The sequence below is a fragment of the Ruminiclostridium hungatei genome (assembly GCF_002051585.1).
GTDB lineage: Bacteria > Bacillota > Clostridia > Acetivibrionales > DSM-1351 > Ruminiclostridium > Ruminiclostridium hungatei.
Genome location: NZ_MZGX01000031.1, coordinates 57,264 through 74,702 on the forward strand (window position 1 = coordinate 57,264; position 17,439 = coordinate 74,702).

General features: G+C 39.8%; 15 protein-coding genes. 14 read left to right on the plus strand and 1 reads right to left on the minus strand.

Annotated elements, in window-relative coordinates; genetic code table 11:
• Positions 1 to 112: 112 nt before the first annotated feature.
• The 11 genes from CLHUN_RS19140 to CLHUN_RS19190 all read left to right on the plus strand — a co-directional run bounded on the left by CLHUN_RS19140 (position 113) and on the right by CLHUN_RS19190 (position 15,091).
• Positions 113 to 1,894 (plus strand): CotH kinase family protein, encoded by a 1,782-nt coding sequence (locus tag CLHUN_RS19140; RefSeq protein ID WP_080066246.1) that lies wholly within the window; start codon positions 113 to 115, stop codon positions 1,892 to 1,894.
• 175 nt (positions 1,895 to 2,069) lie between these two features.
• The gene (locus tag CLHUN_RS19145; RefSeq protein WP_080066247.1) at positions 2,070 to 2,960 is read left to right on the plus strand and encodes a glycoside hydrolase family 11 protein; all 891 of its coding nucleotides are present in this window, start codon (positions 2,070 to 2,072) and stop codon (positions 2,958 to 2,960) included.
• A gap of 192 nt (positions 2,961 to 3,152) precedes the next feature.
• Positions 3,153 to 5,966, plus strand: a complete 2,814-nt coding sequence (locus CLHUN_RS19150) for a GAF domain-containing protein (RefSeq protein WP_133051123.1) — start codon at positions 3,153 to 3,155, stop codon at positions 5,964 to 5,966.
• Positions 5,938 to 7,527 (plus strand): phosphotransferase, encoded by a 1,590-nt coding sequence (locus tag CLHUN_RS19155; RefSeq protein ID WP_080066250.1) that lies wholly within the window; start codon positions 5,938 to 5,940, stop codon positions 7,525 to 7,527. Before CLHUN_RS19150 ends, CLHUN_RS19155 begins: the two co-directional genes overlap by 29 nt.
• Positions 7,528 to 7,653: 126 nt before the next feature.
• Positions 7,654 to 8,127: a MarR family transcriptional regulator gene (locus CLHUN_RS19160; protein ID WP_080066252.1), complete on the plus strand. Its 474-nt coding sequence runs from the start codon at positions 7,654 to 7,656 to the stop codon at positions 8,125 to 8,127.
• A 178-nt stretch (positions 8,128 to 8,305) separates the two neighbouring features.
• Positions 8,306 to 9,556 (plus strand): MFS transporter, encoded by a 1,251-nt coding sequence (locus CLHUN_RS19165; protein WP_080066253.1) that lies wholly within the window; start codon positions 8,306 to 8,308, stop codon positions 9,554 to 9,556.
• A 126-nt stretch (positions 9,557 to 9,682) separates the two neighbouring features.
• The gene (locus tag CLHUN_RS19170) at positions 9,683 to 11,332 is read left to right on the plus strand and encodes a CorA family divalent cation transporter (RefSeq protein ID WP_080066254.1); all 1,650 of its coding nucleotides are present in this window, start codon (positions 9,683 to 9,685) and stop codon (positions 11,330 to 11,332) included.
• Between the two features lie 210 nt (positions 11,333 to 11,542).
• Entirely contained in the window at positions 11,543 to 11,884 is a 342-nt protein-coding gene (locus CLHUN_RS19175; RefSeq protein WP_080066255.1) for a hypothetical protein, read from the plus strand.
• A gap of 21 nt (positions 11,885 to 11,905) precedes the next feature.
• Entirely contained in the window at positions 11,906 to 12,721 is an 816-nt protein-coding gene (locus tag CLHUN_RS19180) for a tetratricopeptide repeat protein (RefSeq protein ID WP_080066256.1), read from the plus strand.
• 85 nt (positions 12,722 to 12,806) lie between these two features.
• Positions 12,807 to 13,082 (plus strand): metal-sensing transcriptional repressor, encoded by a 276-nt coding sequence (locus CLHUN_RS19185; RefSeq protein WP_080066258.1) that lies wholly within the window; start codon positions 12,807 to 12,809, stop codon positions 13,080 to 13,082.
• Between the two features lie 134 nt (positions 13,083 to 13,216).
• Positions 13,217 to 15,091, plus strand: a complete 1,875-nt coding sequence (locus CLHUN_RS19190) for a heavy metal translocating P-type ATPase (protein WP_080066260.1) — start codon at positions 13,217 to 13,219, stop codon at positions 15,089 to 15,091.
• Between the two features lie 128 nt (positions 15,092 to 15,219).
• Here the strand turns inward: CLHUN_RS19190 and CLHUN_RS19195 are convergent, their stop codons facing one another.
• Positions 15,220 to 15,684 carry a GNAT family N-acetyltransferase gene (locus CLHUN_RS19195; protein ID WP_080066262.1) on the minus strand — a complete coding sequence of 155 codons (465 nt, stop codon included), beginning with the start codon at positions 15,682 to 15,684 and terminating at the stop codon, positions 15,220 to 15,222.
• 369 nt (positions 15,685 to 16,053) lie between these two features.
• Between CLHUN_RS19195 and CLHUN_RS22810 the strand changes: the two genes are divergently transcribed.
• The 3 genes from CLHUN_RS22810 to CLHUN_RS19205 all read left to right on the plus strand — a co-directional run bounded on the left by CLHUN_RS22810 (position 16,054) and on the right by CLHUN_RS19205 (position 17,091).
• On the plus strand, positions 16,054 to 16,224 hold the full coding sequence (locus CLHUN_RS22810) for a hypothetical protein (RefSeq protein ID WP_340148345.1): 171 nt from the start codon (positions 16,054 to 16,056) through the stop codon (positions 16,222 to 16,224).
• 98 nt (positions 16,225 to 16,322) lie between these two features.
• The gene (locus CLHUN_RS22815; RefSeq protein ID WP_340148346.1) at positions 16,323 to 16,475 is read left to right on the plus strand and encodes a hypothetical protein; all 153 of its coding nucleotides are present in this window, start codon (positions 16,323 to 16,325) and stop codon (positions 16,473 to 16,475) included.
• A 58-nt stretch (positions 16,476 to 16,533) separates the two neighbouring features.
• A complete protein-coding gene (locus tag CLHUN_RS19205; protein WP_080066264.1) occupies positions 16,534 to 17,091 on the plus strand; it encodes a GNAT family N-acetyltransferase in 558 nt (185 codons plus the stop codon).
• Positions 17,092 to 17,439 lie beyond the last annotated feature (348 nt).

The following is a 17,439-nucleotide window of genomic DNA, read 5'->3' on the forward strand; positions in this document are numbered from 1 at the left end:
AAATCTTTGACGGCAAGCAGACTTTGGGCGTTTTTCATAAAGTCAGTTATATTGGTCTTAAGCCGACAGCAACTGACTTTACAAAGCCGAATAATTTAGGAGGGGATAAACTATGAGAAAAAGGTTAACAGCATTAATACTGTGTTTTGTCTTTATATTTACCGGCATTTTGGGAGTAAACGGCAGTGTATTTGCAGCGGAAAAGGGAGAAACAGCTCCTGCTGCAAACCCTGAGTATACTCAGTTGGAAATGCCTGTTATCGCAATAAAAACAATTTCCGGTGCCGCAATAAGTTCTGATGAGACCTATGTTTCAGCACAGATTACCACCATAAATACCGAAGGCGGGTATGAATTCAAAGATACCTCTGTGGCAGTAAAACTCCGCGGCAATAGTTCCATGTACTCGGATAAGAAAAGCTATAAACTGAAATTTGAAGAAAAAAAGAAGCTATTAAGTACAGGTAAAGGCAAGGGAAAGACATGGTGCCTTATATCCAATTGCTATGACGGCTCGCTTTTAAGAAATCTCACCGCTTACCGTTTCGGAGACTTGCTTACAAACCTGTCCTATTCACCTGACTGCCGTTCCGCGGAATTATATGTGAACGGCGAATATCAAGGTGTTTATTTGCTTTGTGAGGATGTAAACGTAAATAAGAACCGGGTGGCGATTGAGGAAGAACCCGATGAGGTTGAAAAAAACGGTTATCTTGTTGAAATGTCCAGATATGCGGAGGAAAACAAGTTTGACATGGATACTGCCACTTATGAAGTAAAAAGTGACCTTTCTGAAAACCAATCCATAAGAAAGAAGCAGCTAGCCTATATCTCCACATGCATAAAAAAAGCTTATGATGCGTTAAAGAAAGGCAATGAGAAGGAAGTAAGAAAATATGTGGATGTGGATTCCCTGGTGGACATTTATATTGGAAACGAGATTTTTAAAAATGTTGACGCCGGCTGGGACAGCCTTTATATGTATAAGGCGGTGGACGGTAAGCTGTGCTTTGGCCCGTTGTGGGATTTTGACCTTGCCATGGGAAACGCAAATTGCGTAAAGGGAATCGATTCCTGGGCGGGCTTCAATCCATACCATGTTCTGAATCTCAATGCAAATTCAAATCCGTGGTTTTGCCGGGCACTCTCTCAAAAATGGTTCAGAGAGCTGGTTAAGAAGCGCTGGAACAAACTCCAGGATAAAATAAACTCCCTTCCAAAGATAGTAATTAAAGAGGCTGAGGCCAATATCAAAGCATATTCAAGAAATTTTGAAAAATGGGATGTACTGGGGAGGCAGGTTTACATTGAGCCGGTACAGATAACAAGACTTACCACCTATAAGGGACATTATACATATCTGGCCAATTGGCTTTCCAAAAGGATTAAATGGCTTACAAAATATTATAACGGCAAGGATTTTCCAAATGGAATTTTTGTTAACGAGGAAGGAAACAAGCTGAATGCACACTACAATTTACTTGAAATGAGTCCTGTGCTGGCTCTGGCAAATTCATCCCAGGATATGACTTATACCATGTCACCTAACACGGGCATATCCATGTCAATAAAAAATGCAGGCACAGAAAGCTGGAGCACTCAGATTGTAGCCTCGGGCTTTATGCTTGAAGCAGGTGCGGAATACATCCTGTCCTTTGATTACAGGTGCAGCCCGGAACATCCTGTTTCCTTCAGCATACAGCAGAATTACAGTCCCTGGTCACAATATTTTACCGACACCCTGAAAATGAATGATACCCTTTTGCATTATGAAGTAACCTTAAAGGCTCCGGCTGATGATATCAACAGCGCACTTGCTTTCAGTCTTGGCGGAAGCACCTTTAACGGTAACGATATTTCAATTGACAATATGAGTCTTGTAAAAAAGCCATAAAGAAACATTACCATAGTTAGTCACTAAAGAAAGCATTATTCGAAATAATTCCAAATTAAATCAAGGAAATTTGGTAAAATTTACAGAAAAAAACATTATAACTGGCAATTAATTGTGAAATATGTTAAAATATTGAATTGAAATCATATATATTTTTTAGAAAGGAGAGTGTAACATGAAAGTAAAAAACAGGGTGTATTTCTCGTTTTTTATGTGCCTGACCATATTGTTCAGCTTGTTTGCATTAAATGTACAGGCTGCCACCACAATCACCTCAAATGCCACAGGTAAAATCGACGGCTACGATTATGAATTGTGGAAGGACAACGGTACTACCAGCATGACGCTGAACGGCGGCGGCACATTCAGTTGCCAGTGGAGCAATATCAATAACGCGTTATTCCGCACCGGCAAAAAATACAACGAGACCCAGACCCACCAGCAGCTTGGAAATATTTCCATCAACTACGCCTGTAACTACCAGCCAAACGGCAATTCATACCTGTCGGTTTACGGTTGGACAGTAGATCCGCTTGTAGAGTATTACATAGTGGAGAGCTGGGGGAGCTGGAGACCACCGGGATCAACCTCCAAGGGAACCATCACTGTAGACGGTGCAACCTATGACCTTTATGAAACCACTCGTGTAAACCAGCCTTCCATTAAAGGTACTGCAACTTTCCAACAGTATTGGAGCGTTCGTACTTCAAAACGTACAAGCGGTACCATCTCTGTCAGCGACCACTTTAAAGCGTGGGAGAGCAGGGGAATGAAAATGGGCAAGATGTATGAAGTTTCCTTTGTAGTTGAAGGTTATCAGAGCAGCGGAAAGGCTGATGTCACCACCATGACCATCAATGTTGGCGGTGGTCCGCAGCAGCCGGCATATGACCTCAATGGTGATGGAAGTGTGAATTCATTGGATCTGGCTGCTCTTCGTTCACATCTGCTTGGAATAACTGTACTTACAGGTACAAATCTAGTCAATGCAGATTTGAATAAGGATGGCCAGGTAGACGCTATAGACTATGCAGCACTTAAGAAATATTTGTTAAATCCCGTATAAGGATGTAAGGACGTGCTGTTGTAAAGCAGTATGAAAAAACAAAAAACGCATAAATATATTGTTTATGCGTTTTTTGTTTTGCCTTGGAATTATTTTAAGCCACAGCTATTTGCATATATACACTATATATGCAAATATGGTACAATATGGTGTAATGTTTGGCTTCAATCCAGCTATGAAAGGATTAATCATATGTGGAAACCTGATGATTATATAATTAACGGCACATATTGCGATCAACAGTCAATTAATGAAGCACTCAAAAGGGCCTGTAAGGATAAGATAGATGTAATAGTACTCTTTGTCTTCTACGAAAATGTACTTTATGATTCACTTATCAGTGCTTATTCAGGCATCGAATGCATAAATAAAAGCCTTTCAAAATCCATCAAGGATCATATAAATTCCTATAAATACAAAACAAAGAATAATCAGGACAAGATTACCTACGACTTTTTCAATCTGGTAAAGAATGAAATCCTGAAAGAAATAGAGTATGAATATAATCTCGGTACTCACTTTTTTGAAAAGGCCAAAAATGGCAACAATGATATTAAGATACTGGTTATGGGGTTGTCAAGCTTTCAGATAAGTGATCCGGATTTGGAGCCCATTTGTGATGAATTGTACTGTATGGTGAATGCCTCTTCCATTATCAGGGTACACAAGGGAGTAAAGGCTTTTGACAAGCTTGAAGAACTTATATCCAAGGCCCAGAAGAATTTTGAGGACTATTACCATACTGTTATTAATAGTGACAGTGATATAGATATTGACGGCATATTTAAGAAGCTGACAAATGAGTTTGTAATGGCTTCAAAAGAAATAACCAACAGTGATGAGGTGGCATTATACCTTAGAGACCGGGAAAATGAGGAACTGGTGCTATATGCCAGGTATCCTGAAACTACTGTAAAATTCAGTGAAAAGATCCCGGTAACCAATATGGATGGAACGCTGGAATTATATACTTACAGAAAGGCCCGTCCCTTATTGCTGAATAACTTGAAAGCCGAGTTCAACAGCAGTTACTTTCAAAACCTCATAAGCAACGGCAATCATTTGGGGATTTATTCAAAAATCATTGTGCCCATTACAGATTACAGAAAGGACTACAAGGGAGATACCAAGCCTTTCGTCATTGGTCTGCTTATAGTACAGCGCAGTAAACCCGCAGACTATACCAATACCGACAAAAAGAACCTGACGGAGATGGCTCTTAAGTTTTGTATAACCTATAACCGTGTCAGGGTGAATTCTGCAATAAAGCTCCTGGAGAAAATGCCTGAAATAGAGAATATCAACGACAACGTACAGCCTCAGTACCTGTTTAAAATCAGCAAAAAGCACCTGAGTATAAAATATAAGCTGGATCAATGCCTGAAAAGGCATTGTCCGTTTTTCGATGTCATCATAGTGAGAATGGTTTCAAAAAACGCATCAGACCTTGTTTGCCTGAGCTATTCGGCCAACAAAAAGTTTTACAAGGTTAAATATGTGATTTCCTTAAGTGACACCGGCAATAATAATATCAAGGTGCTCAAGAGCAGGGAGGCAATGTGTGAAAAGCTTGAAAGGCAGAGCTGCTTTATGCCTGTTATTGTCAGCGACAGGGCTGTGGGAACGGTTGAAGTTGTCTCAAAGGATACCCATGAGACCGATTTTACACAATTGGCCCAAGCCTGCCTTAACGAAATTACAGGTATTTTTACAGCTCTTGAAGCTTACGAGGAGAAATCCAGAATCTTCCCTTTCCAGGAAAAATGCGATTATTATAATAACAGCTTTGAAGTATTCCTGGCCATGGGAAGAATCAATGAGCTGCTAAGAAATATATATACTTTTACCAACAGTTGCTCTGTTACACTGAGATTGCTGTCGGTGGAAGAAAAGGATCTTATCAGATTCGCAGCCTATCCCGAGGAAAGAATAGCGGACAAGGACAGGAATATAAGAATCAAGGATTACATAACCAGGCAAGAGGATGAGACGCATATAAACAGTGTAAATGTATGGGTTCTGGAAAAGGGGCGGCAGTGCTATATCGGGAATATAAACATATTCAACAGCAAGGAAGAAATGCACCAGCAGTATTACCACCAGATAAAAGCCAGCTACGAAAACCTTTCAAAATTTCTGAGCTCAAGAACAAAAGTTGTATCCACCATATGCCTGCCGGTGTTTGTGGACGAAAAGATTATCGGCACTCTCAATCTGGAGAGCCGCTATGAGTATGAATACTATGAGGAGCAGTACCTTATCTCCATTGCTGTTCAGAAAATTGCCAATATCATAAGGACGGCAAGAAAGAGAGTGGAACAGAAAATCATTTCAATAAATGCCAAGTCCATTCTTTATTCCCACGAGCTCATAAAATGCACTCGAAAGCTCACAGAATTGGAGTATAATGATACAAAAATCAACGAGGTCATTGATACCCTTGTTAAAATAACCAAGCAGGACAAGGTTAACATATACTCAAATTATGAAGCTCAATGCATGTATAATGAAATCAATGAAATACTTAAAGAACAGTATATAACAGAATACTGTAGTATTAAAGAACCTTCCAAATTTGATTTGGAAACCCTTCAGCCCAAAAACGAGGTTGCCCACCAAATCATTATCTGCTTCAGAGAGATAATAAACAATTTTAGAAAACAGATATTAAACATGAGCGGCGGCAGTCTTAATATCTATACTGCCAGTAATTGCAGGTACGGCGGCAAGAAGTACTATAAGTTCTTTTTCAGAAGTACCTATTCCGAAGATATAAATAATACAGACGATGTCTACAAGATTCCTATTGAAAAAACAGACCGCTACCATATAGGTGCCTTCATTTGCGGAGCAATTATCCGCGGTCTTGGCGGAGATATGTTTTCCTACAAAAAGGAAGTGAGAAATGTGAGTTATTTTATTACGGTGCTGTCCTTGCCGGAAGAAATGTTTAATAATTTATATGAGGAGAAAGCTGATGAAAAAGTTTTATGTATTGGTAGTTGATGACGACAAGGAAATATGTGAAATGGCACTTAATATGTCAAACGACCGTGAGGATGTGGTGGTTTTTACCGCCACTACCAACGAACAAGCCCTCAGCCTTATAAAAAATAATTTTTTTCATGTGGCATGCATTGATTTATTGAGTACCGACGGGGACTTTAAAATGATTTTTAAAGTTTTAAATGAAAGAAGGCCGTCCTGCAAGTGTTACCTTATTACCGGCAAGGCAGGGGACAAGCCCATCAATCTATTGCTGGAACTGCTTATTCCCTCCTGTCCCAGAATTGAAGGTGCAATAGATAAATGTGATATTAACTATACAAATGTAATTTTGGATATGGCAGATACATATTTTAAAAATGCGAAAGTAATTAATTCTGTCGATATTTTATATGAGGAAATCAAAAAGAAGAAAACCAGGTACTTAAACGGTCATGTAGCTATTACCAGTGAAGAGGTGGAATATCTGCTGTCTTATATCTTTGGACAGAGGATGAATTTTACAAATAAAAACAGCTATAACGACATAGAACAGATAATAACCGGTGCCCAATTGGTTTTATTAAGCGGTGGAAGAAGCAAGTCAATAGTGGCCCTGGCCAAGGCCAAAACCAAGGAAGTCAGCATTGAAGATTTTTATACGGTTATAAAAATAAGTCCCATAGATGATATCAAGGAGGAAATAAACAGGTATAAAAGCTATGTAAAATTCATGGTAGGCCTAAGCAGCCGTGTGGAGCTGCTGGATTATGTGCTGGGAGATACTCTGGGGGCGGTGTGCTACTCCTTTGCGGGCAAGCCCTCAAACAATATAAAGAACATAAGCGACGTTTTCCGTGAAAAGCAAGATCAGGCCAAAATATACCTTAAAAAGCTGTTTGATGTAAATACAAAGGAATGGATGGCAGATTCAAATATTAAACAAGAGAAGGACATTCTTAAGTACTTCAAAAACAAGTATAAATTCAATCATGATGATTTCAAAAAAAACATCAAAACAACGATTGAGCTGTGTGGTTCTAAGAATGAAAAATTGCACAATATACTAGAGAACGTATCAAAAAAAGTAGGTGTACTGCTAGCTGGAGGAAAGATCAGAGAAACATACAATTCCTGCATAGTTCACGGGGATATGAACTCCAACAATGTAATAATTGATGAAAATATTGACCCAAAGGTTATATTAATTGATTACAGTGATACCGGCCGTGGACCCATAGCCATTGATTTTGCAGCCCTGGAGTGCAGTCTCAGACTGGATGTTGACACCGGGGATCTATCAGGTGACGAGTATGATTTTTACCTTTGCCAGTACGGTTATGAAAAAGAATGTACCGAGCTTTTCCATAGAGCCGGAGATGACTTGCCTTACTGGACTAAAATCTCGAAATTGTTATTCAAGCTTTATTGCAATAATTTTAAATTTGCAACAAAGGAAGAGTATCTGATTACCAATGTCCTGTGGGGGGCAAGGGTCTGTAATGTCAAATCTGTGAGACACAGCGAGCGTTTAAGGATTCTTCTGTGGATTGCCAGTCTGCTGGATCAGTTGATAATTTAATTGAAAGCTCAATTAAAAACACCGTTGTTGGGGCGCAGTTCTTAAAACAATTATTTAATTTTGTTGAAATAGAAACAAAAGTTTAATAAAATATTGTTAATGCACCAAGTGTCGGGAGGAAGGGCAATGAACAAGGAAGAACAGGTCTTAGCGGGTTTCAGGGACTTATATAACAAGCTGGTCTGGCTTAATAAATTTAAAATGGAAGACAAGCTTAAGGACTTTAAGTCATCTGAAGTGCATTGCATGGAATACATCGGAAGAGATCCCGATTGCAACGTGACAAAGCTTGCGGAGTCCTTTTATATGACAAGGGGCGCCATAAGCAAGATGACCAGGAAGCTTATAGCCAAGGGTGTGATTGAAAGCTATCAGAAGCCGGATAATAAGAAGGAAATATATTTCAGGCTTACTGAACAAGGGCAGAAAATTTATAAAATCCATGATGAACTGCACAAGGAGTTCCAGGAACGGGATAAAGCCGTATTTGAGCAGGTAACCCAGGAACAGTTTGACAGCATGCTTGGTTTTGTAGAAAAGTATAAACGTCATTTGGATACAGAAATAAAGAAACAGGGCATGGATTTTAAGTCTGAATAAAATTGAACGAATGTCAGCAGTCCCTGCCTCCAGGTCGGAGGTTTAAAAATGCAGCCAAACTCAAATGAGTAAAGGCTGCATTTTTGTTGCCATAGTTTTGTTGACAAGGAAACAAAATGATGGTACTATAAGTTTGTTTCCTTGGAATCAATGTGCGACTTATGAAAGGAGAATTTAAGTGAATACATCCGGAACATACAATAAAAATAAAACAGAACAGCCCATAGACAAAAAGGCCCTGCTGTTTGGCCTTATGTCTGTGTTTCTTTGCGGAACAGGCTTCAGTATCATAGCACCTGTAGTCCCATTTCTGGTGCAGCCTTATATAAGCAAGCCGGCAGAACAAGCGGTGGTTGTTACGCTGCTGACCTCTGTTTATGCAGTTTGTGTATTTTTTGCAGCCCCCGGGCTGGGTGTCCTGGGTGACAGATACGGCCGTCGTCCTTTGCTGCTTCTATGCCTTTTGGGTTCTGCGGCGGGATACCTGGTTTTTGGTATGGGAGGGGCTCTCTGGGTACTATTCGCCGGACGGATAATAGAAGGAATAGCAGGCGGGAGCATAGGTACTCTTTTCGCATATTTTGCAGACATCACACCCAGAGAACATCGCACCAAATACTTTGGATGGGTGAGTGCGGTTGCAGGTGCAGGCTCTGCCATCGGACCGGCCCTGGGCGGCTTACTTGCCAGGTTTGGCTATTGCGTACCTATGTATTTTGCAGCAGTAATAACTTTAATAAATGCGGTTTATGGAGTCTTATTCATGTCTGAGAGCCTTGACAAGAATAATAGACTGAAAAAGCTGACTTTTATAAGATTGAATCCTTTCACACAGCTTGTAAATGTACTTTCCATAAAAAATCTTAAAAGGCTGCTTGTCTCAGCCTTCCTGCTCTGGATACCAAACGGGTCCCTGCAGGCTGTCTTTTCACAGCTAACAATAGATACTTTTAATTGGGCACCTGCACTTATCGGACTTATGTTTTCAATTATGGGCGTACAGGACATAATCTCACAAGGTTTCATTATGCCAAAGCTTTTAAAGAAGCTTAGTGACAGCCGGATAGCAATTCTTGGAATGACTTCGGAGCTCATAGGCTACGGCCTTATTGCGCTGTCTGCCTTGTTTTCATTTTTTCCGTTTATGATTGCAGGAATGTTTATATTTGGTTTTGGTGATTCCGTATTCGGGCCCTCCTTCAACGGAATGGTATCCAAGTCGGTGGCTTCCGGGGAACAGGGAAGGGTTCAGGGAGGCAGTCAGGCTATTCAGGCTTTGGCAAGAATAATCGGGCCTGTAATAGGAGGTCAGATTTATGTATCACTTGGACATGCCGCGCCGGCCTTTATGGGTGTGATCCTTATAGCGGGGGCAATACCGGTTATGTACAGGGGTTCGCATATAAAAGCCTGGGTGCCCCCGGCATGAAATGGAAAAAACCTTTTTGCAGGCGGCCCATAAATGGTACAATATACCTGTAAAGGTAATCCATTTTTTTTGTGCTGATCTTATGAAAGGAATAAATGATTTTTATATCATCCAGGTAACATGACTATGACAAATAATATACTTAATAAAGATATAACAGGCATAGATTGTTCAATAAAATATTTCTTTCCGTTTTTTTACCGGGGAGGGTTCAGTTCAGCCCTGGAGAACCACTGGACTAAAACCGAGGGAATGGAGGCCTTTGTTGAGAAGGATACTCTGAGTATCCTGTCAGACAGCATATTGAAAAAAAGTGCCCATGAATCTCCTATGGTAACATATAAATTCAATCCCCAAAATTCCGGCTTCGAATATGAAAAGCTCAAAAATATGATTTTGAAAACTGATGAGCTGGCCATACCATTTATAATCTCAAACCTGCAAATGCATGTATTCATGAATGGAGTATCGATTCTGACCTTTGATGCCGCCATAAAAAGCAGTCTGGAATTGATTTTGTTCTCTGATAATGCCATAAAAGCAAATGCCGATACCATCTGGATATCCACAAGCTTTTCAGAGAAAGGCATTGAATGTGTTGACTCATGCAATCCGGAAATTGAAAAAAACTTTTCTGTCAGAAGCATAGCGGATAAAGCAAAATATAATATAGAATATTTCATTGGCAGAAAAAATGCCAGTTTTATAATTGACGAATATGCTGGAATAATTACAAAAATCAGGCTGATTCTGTCCACTGAGACGGATGCCGGGACATATGCTGAAACCCTTCTGTTTTTTAACAAGTATTTCAGAATGGGCATTAATAAAAAAGCCAGCTCTGATTTGGTGTACTATGACAGAGCCGGGAATTCAGATCATACCACCACGGTAAATTCTATTATTTTGGGTATCATTTCCTCCTTTAAGCCGGAGCATTATAAGGACTCTTACTTTGATTACGGCTTTTTCAGATTTTTCTACGTGGGTTTTTACGGAATTAAAAACTGGAATATTTTTGAGCAGCGGACGTCAAGGTTCATATACCTCATTAAGAATATGCAGTTGCCCGGTGACAATTCAAAAATTGATTTCAGCATATCGGAAGCCTGCCTCAGACTGAATGAAAATACTGTGCTGTTAGCATCACTGAAGGGGGGAGGCGCATTTTCCTTTTACGAAAGCGACAGTAAAAAACGCTCTCCCAGGAACTTTATAAGTGCACATTATTACGGCATCCTTTTTCCATTGTACCAAAGGGTAACACTCATTGATTTTTCACACAGGCTGTCCAATACTTTTTCCATAGAACATATATATTTTAATAAAAAGACCAAGTCAAACAGGTTGGCTGAATTTGAGGATTTATTGGAGGAATTCGGTGCTTTTTCAACAAAATGCTGGTTTCCCGAACTGAGTGATAACGAGGTAAGGAATACTGCGTATAAAAAATGGCAGGAAATTTTCGGAGTTGTAAGCCTTTTTGGAAATGTGAGAAATCAATTGCATGACATTGTTGATTATTTTAATGTTAAGGATTTAAAAAATGATGAAAGAAATCAAAAGCTGCAGAACACTCTGATATTTATACTGACACTTATATTTATTCCTTTGAATTTTTTTGTGGGATTTATGGGTATGAACATAAAAATTTTTACAGGAAGCGGTTTGAGTGTCGTAAGTACTTTTTTGCTGGGAATTCTGGTTACGGTCATATGTTCCATTATTATAGTGGCTGTTTATCGTTTAGTATCCGCCAGGTACAGGGACAGTTAAAAACACCCTCCTTTCTGAGCCCTGTACAATAAAATACACGTTCAGGATGCCATATTTTTATTTTTGTTTAACACATTGAATAATGCCTGTAACAGAAAAATGGCAGTATTACACATATAAAGATTGACTTTTACAAGCTCCGGTGTTAAATTGTAAACAAATTGGTATATATGGTTATATAAGGAATGTATTTAAAGGGAGGTATGTATTGTGGCTACATTTAATATGGACAATGCAAAAATTAAAAATGCGTATATGGCTGATACCATAAATTTTAATGGTAATGTAAATCAAACTGAATTGGAAGCTGAACTTGAGAAGGTGCTCAAGGGCATAGCTGACCCAAAGGAAGACCTGCCTCAAGGCACTGTTCAGACTGCGGAGGCTAACTTAAAAGAAGCAATTACACAGGTGAAAAGCGGGAAGCCGGACAGGAATATAATACTTGACTGTATTAATAATACCAAAGGGTTGGTGGAAGGAATCAATAACAGCAGTTGGATTATAAAAGCACTTGCAGATCTGGCAGGAGCAATAAAGAACCTGTTCTAAAAAGGTGAGGTGACAGAAGTAATGGCGGATTTCGATCAGAGAAATTTAAAGGCAAATAATGTTTATAATGCTGATATTATAAATAACAACATTACACTGGGAAAAACCGAGAAGGATGAGCTGAAGGAAGCATTGGATTACATAAATACGTCCTATAATGTTATCAAGGATGTTTTTAAAATCGGCAGCACTTTCAGTGGGTGGCTGGATAAAAGAAAGGATGAAAAGAACAGAAAAAAAGCTTCGGAATGCATGGGAAAGGCTTTCGATTTATATAATAAAAGGAGATTCATGGACTCCGTCAAAGAAGCTTACAAAGCCCTGGAATTTGACGTGTGCAATACTACTGCCCACAATCATATTGCATGGGTTTTTTCATTCTATAACAAAGAATTGGACAAAGCTGAAAGACACTCCAGAAAAGCCAATGAGCTCATGCCCAACAAGGTTCCTTATATGGATACCCTGGCGGAGGTTTACTATGCAAGAAAGGATTATGCATTGTCCTTTGAGGTGACAACCAGGGCCCTTCAAATCCTGAATGTAAGCGACAAGGATTCCATGTATCTGCTTAATTACAGAATGGGTCGGCTGTATCTGGCCGCCGGAGACTATCAGAACGCTATGAATTTCCTGGCTAAAACTTTGAATTTCAATTATGAAAATGAGATATTTGATCGTGCGGGCTTGTATTATAATATAGCTTTGACCTTTAATGCCCTGGGGAATCATGACAAATCCATAGAGTTTATTAATGGGGCAATCTCATTAAGAAAAAACGAGCAATTTGCGGCCTTCAGGGATAGCCTTTTAAAAAGCAGAGGTCTGAGCGGCTGATAGTTATAAACATAACGGTATTGACTGGAAATGGGGCAAATGATATAGTATCCTTATACCCCCATGGGTATAAGGAGGTGAGATTATGCGGAAATGTATGGATTCAGAAAATCTGCACAGACGCTTAAATAAGATAATGGGGCAAGTCCGGGCTATTGATAAAATGGTAGACGAAGATATTCCCTGCGAAGATGTGCTGATACAGATAAATGCAGTAAAAAGTGCACTGCAAAAGGTTGGACAGGTTATTCTTGAAGGTCATCTGAGCCATTGTGTCAAAGAGGGTATTGAGCATGGTGACGCAGAAAAGACAATAGCGGATTTTGCCAAGGCAGTTGAACATTTCTCCAGAATGTCCTGATGATTTAATATAGAGCATTAAATAAAAATGCAGCCGAAATAAAAAAACGGCTGCATTTTTATTGACGTTTACATACCCCCAGGGGTATAATATACATATAGGGGTATATGTATAGAAAGGAGTAATATGTATTTATGCTTTTTTTAAAGAATGAGGAGAGACGAACTGTTCTTTTCTTGATAATTTCACTTCCCGCACTGGTTTTCAGTTTTTTTCATATTGGCAATCTCCCTGTTGATGCAGCCTGGATCGCCATTGTTCTCTGTGGAATACCAATTATAAAAGCTGCTGTAGTGGGGCTTGTTACTGAATTTGATATAAAGGCGGATGTTCTCGTGTCCATAGCATTAGTTGCTTCAGTCATTATCGGAGAGATATTTGCAGCAGGGGAGATAGCTTTTATCATGGTACTTGGGGCATATCTGGAGGATAGGACTGTGTCCAGGGCCAGGGCCGGTATTGAGAAGCTGGTGCGTCTGACACCTGCAACTGCAAGAGTAGTCCGGGATAATGAGGAAAGCATTATTCCTGCGGATGGGGTTAGAGCCGGAGATATACTCCGGGTATTGGCGGGAGAGACAATTGCAGTAGATGGTTTGATTATCAAAGGCAAAACTGCAATCGACCAGTCGGTAATGACAGGAGAATCCCTTCCTGTGGACAAGGCGGAAGGGGATGAGGTATTCAGTGGAACTGTAAATCAGTTTGGTCCCTTTGATATGGTAGCCCAAAAAGTTGGGGAAGACAGTTCTTTGCAAAGAATGATAAGACTTGTTGAATCCGCTGACGCAGGAAAGGCAAGAATTGTAGGAATTGCCGACCGTTGGGCAACCTGGATTGTCATCATTGCTCTGGCGTCTGCCGGTATTACGTGGTTTATAACCGGGGAGGTCATCCGCGCTGTAACCATATTGGTGGTGTTCTGTCCATGTGCCCTGGTGCTGGCGACGCCCACAGCCATTATGGCCGGTATTGGTAACGCCACGAAATATGGCATTCTCGTTCGTCAGGGTGATGCCCTTGAAAGATTGGCACAAGTCAGCCGGATTGCTTTTGATAAAACAGGGACTCTCACATATGGCAAACCTGAAGTGGTCCAGGTATACAGCTCGGATTCACAACTGGAGACATCTGAATTGTTAAAGATGGCGGCGGTTGCCGAGCTGAAATCTGAGCATCCGCTGGGCAAAGCAATTGTAGCGTATTACAGACAAGAGTACAAAAGGCTTCCGGAGCAGCCGGAGGAATTTGAACTGTTCGCAGGCCGTGGTGTGTATGCAGGTTATGAAGGTAAAAAGGTTCTTGCAGGAAATCAGGCCTTATTTGCAGAGAAGAATGTAAACATTCCTGAGGAACTTTTTCAATATGCCGAAAAAGCCAGGCAGGAAGGCAGTACGGTTATTTATCTGGCAATAGATGAAAGGGCTGCCGGTATGATAGCCTTATCTGATACTTTACGCACAGACGCTGCTCAGGCTGTGAAAAACCTTCATCAAACCGGGTTGAAAACCGTCTTGCTGACAGGCGATGGGCAGCAGGCAGCAGCACATATTGCGGAGAGTGTCGGTATTGCAGATGTTACTCATGGCTGTCTGCCGGAAAACAAGCTTGAAGTTATCAGTACATATGAGAAGAAGGGCGAGAAGATTTGCATGATAGGTGATGGCATTAATGACGCACCCGCGCTTAAAAGTGCATTTGTGGGCATCGCAATGGGTGGAGTGGGAAGTGACATTGCCATAGATGCTGCCGATATCGTGCTTGTGAGTGACGATATCAGGGAGCTTCCTCACCTTTTACAGCTTTCTCGAAAGACAATGAGGACCATAAATATTAACCTTATTGCTTCCATGGTACTCAATTTTATTGCAATCGGGCTTGCCATTTCAGGCGTATTAACACCGGTGCTGGGGGCGTTGGTGCATAATGTGGGTTCGGTGGCTGTTATTATTAATTCCTCCCTGCTTTTGAATTGGAGAAAAGGAAAAAAGCAGATTAATCCTTTTTAGAAAAATCTTTATTGACTCTATAAAAATCCAAGTTATATTGCTTATTGCTTCAAAAGTGCAAATAACCGATGTGGGGAAATTTCCACATCCGGTTATTTGCAAAGCATTCAAATTAAATTTAAAATTATTTAACAATTAGTACCATTCACAATTAATACCATGCATTCATTTGACTCAACAAAACCATGTTTTTTATATAAATCCCTTCCCAATTCTGTGGCGTCTAAACTGATTTCTGTAACTCCCTTTTCTTTTGCTTCATTGATTAAGATACCTAACATTTGAAAAGCAATCCCTTGTCTGCGATATTGACTGTTAGTAAAAACATTCATTAAATGAGCCCTTTTTCCTGTGGGATGTGAAAAAGTAGGCATCATATCTATGTAACACATTGTTGCACACCCTACAACTTTTTCATCAATAGCCAGAATGGTGGTTTGATTGGCATTTTTAAAATACTCTCTGCTACATGCCATTAACTCATCAGTAAACACATAGTCTTCTGGTAAGTCATTTACCGCTCTTAACATCTCCAGCCTGCTTTGCATGAGTAATTCTAAATCATCCTCTGTCGCTTTGCTATAAGAAATCATTAATGGCATCCTCCGTTATTTTTTGATTTGCCTGTATGTTAAAAAATCATGCGTAATAGCCGGTAACAGCAAACTTTTGTTATATAAATAATACACTGGAATACATAATTTTGCTATTTAAATTTAACTTGTTGTGCCAGTTAATTTTACAGATAAGTTTGCATGCCATGCGAGGACTGGATGGACTACAGGTTGATTTTGCGGATAAATATAAATTCTGCTTGGTTTCAATTTTAAACTGTTATACAATTAAAAATAGTACGGCTGGACAGTCTTCTGAATTTATTCCGGCTATTACAGAACTCTCATATTTGTGCAGTAAAAGAGAGGTGCGTTTTATTTATACAGGGTATACTTTGAGGTGAGCTTGTGGAATGGCTGAAGCAATTAAACGCTTCGATAAATTATATTGAGGAACACTTGACGGATACGATTGACATGGATAAGGTATCTCAAATCCCTTGCGGAGATTCCTCTGTCAGAGTACATAAGGCGAAGAAAAATGACCCGTGCGGCCTTGGATTTACAAAGCGGAAATGAGAAAGTGATAGAAAAAGGCGGCACAAAGCGGAATTATACCTGTAATATGCTCATGTATGGACAGAGAACCCTATGGAGTATTAGGAGTAAGCACCTGCATGAACGGAAAGGATTTTGACTACTATATAGCAGTTGCTTCAAACCAGGAGACGCCTTCTGGGTTAGTTGAGTATATGGTTCCTGAAGGTACATGGGCTGTAGCAGAGGATTACCGTTGCGAGGCATGGCTGCCAATAGTGAAAAAATATTAATAGTCAAGGATTTGAGAAGGATGAGAGAGAAACAAATTTCTCAGATGGAGGTGTAAAAGTGAAATTAGAAACAAAAAGATTAATTTTACGCCCTTGGAAGTATGATGATGCAGAAGAATTGTATAATTATGCAAAGGACCCCAGAATCGGGCCTGTTGCAGGCTGGCCGGTGCATACCAGTATTGAGGATAGCCGTCAGATTATTAAAGATGTTCTTTCAGCAGCAGAAACCTTTGCAGTTGTATTAATAGATGGAAATGCAGTTGTTGGAAGTATCGGACTTATGATTGGTGAAAAAAGTAATCTTGATATAAGCGAAGATGAAGGAGAAATTGGTTATTGGATAGGCGTGCCGTATTGGGGGCAGGGGTTGATTCCCGAAGCGGTAAATGAGTTAATGCGGTATGGTTTTGAGAATCTTGGCCTTAAGACAATATGGTGCGGATATTTTAAAGGTAACGAAAAGTCACGAAGAGTTCAAGAAAAGTGTGGATTTCAATATCATCATACTGAAAAAGATAAAAATTTGCCACTGGTGAATGATATCAGGACAACACACATTACCTGTATTACAAGAGCGCAGTGGCAGGAGGAATTACGGTCCGGTCAGATATAAGAAACTATTAGGTTTTGATATTCAGCATACATTTTTCATGGTGCAAAGTTATCATATATTTTATAATAGGCTGCTTCGGACTACTACAGTTAGGTATTAGAGAGGCAACTATAGTTATAAAGAAAATTGCTGTTGGATATTTGTTTATCGGATTAGGTATTTTTATGGCATTACTTTATCGTGTCTTAGAATAGTGTGGGTAGTTTTGTACTTACAAGAATTGAGACTGCGAGAAATTTTCTGTAAAAGCCTTCTGTGATAGAATAAAACACAGGAGGCTTTTAAATTATGGGAAGACCGAGAAAAACACCTGGGATGAGTGAAGGAAAGCAGAATATCATAAGACAA

Bases quoted from the DNA above. Each gene is read 5' to 3' on its own strand.
- CLHUN_RS19140 (WP_080066246.1), top strand. From the start codon at position 113: ATGAGAAAAAGGTTAACAGCATTAATACTGTGTTTTGTCTTTATATTT.
- CLHUN_RS19145 (WP_080066247.1), top strand. From the start codon at position 2,070: ATGAAAGTAAAAAACAGGGTGTATTTCTCGTTTTTTATGTGCCTGACC.
- CLHUN_RS19150 (WP_133051123.1), top strand. From the start codon at position 3,153: ATGTGGAAACCTGATGATTATATAATTAACGGCACATATTGCGATCAA.
- CLHUN_RS19155 (WP_080066250.1), top strand. From the start codon at position 5,938: ATGAAAAAGTTTTATGTATTGGTAGTTGATGACGACAAGGAAATATGT.
- CLHUN_RS19160 (WP_080066252.1), top strand. From the start codon at position 7,654: ATGAACAAGGAAGAACAGGTCTTAGCGGGTTTCAGGGACTTATATAAC.
- CLHUN_RS19170 (WP_080066254.1), top strand. From the start codon at position 9,683: ATGACAAATAATATACTTAATAAAGATATAACAGGCATAGATTGTTCA.
- CLHUN_RS19180 (WP_080066256.1), top strand. From the start codon at position 11,906: ATGGCGGATTTCGATCAGAGAAATTTAAAGGCAAATAATGTTTATAAT.
- CLHUN_RS19185 (WP_080066258.1), top strand. From the start codon at position 12,807: ATGCGGAAATGTATGGATTCAGAAAATCTGCACAGACGCTTAAATAAG.
- CLHUN_RS19190 (WP_080066260.1), top strand. From the start codon at position 13,217: ATGCTTTTTTTAAAGAATGAGGAGAGACGAACTGTTCTTTTCTTGATA.
- CLHUN_RS19195 (WP_080066262.1), bottom strand. From the start codon at position 15,684: ATGATTTCTTATAGCAAAGCGACAGAGGATGATTTAGAATTACTCATG.
- CLHUN_RS22815 (WP_340148346.1), top strand. From the start codon at position 16,323: ATGAACGGAAAGGATTTTGACTACTATATAGCAGTTGCTTCAAACCAG.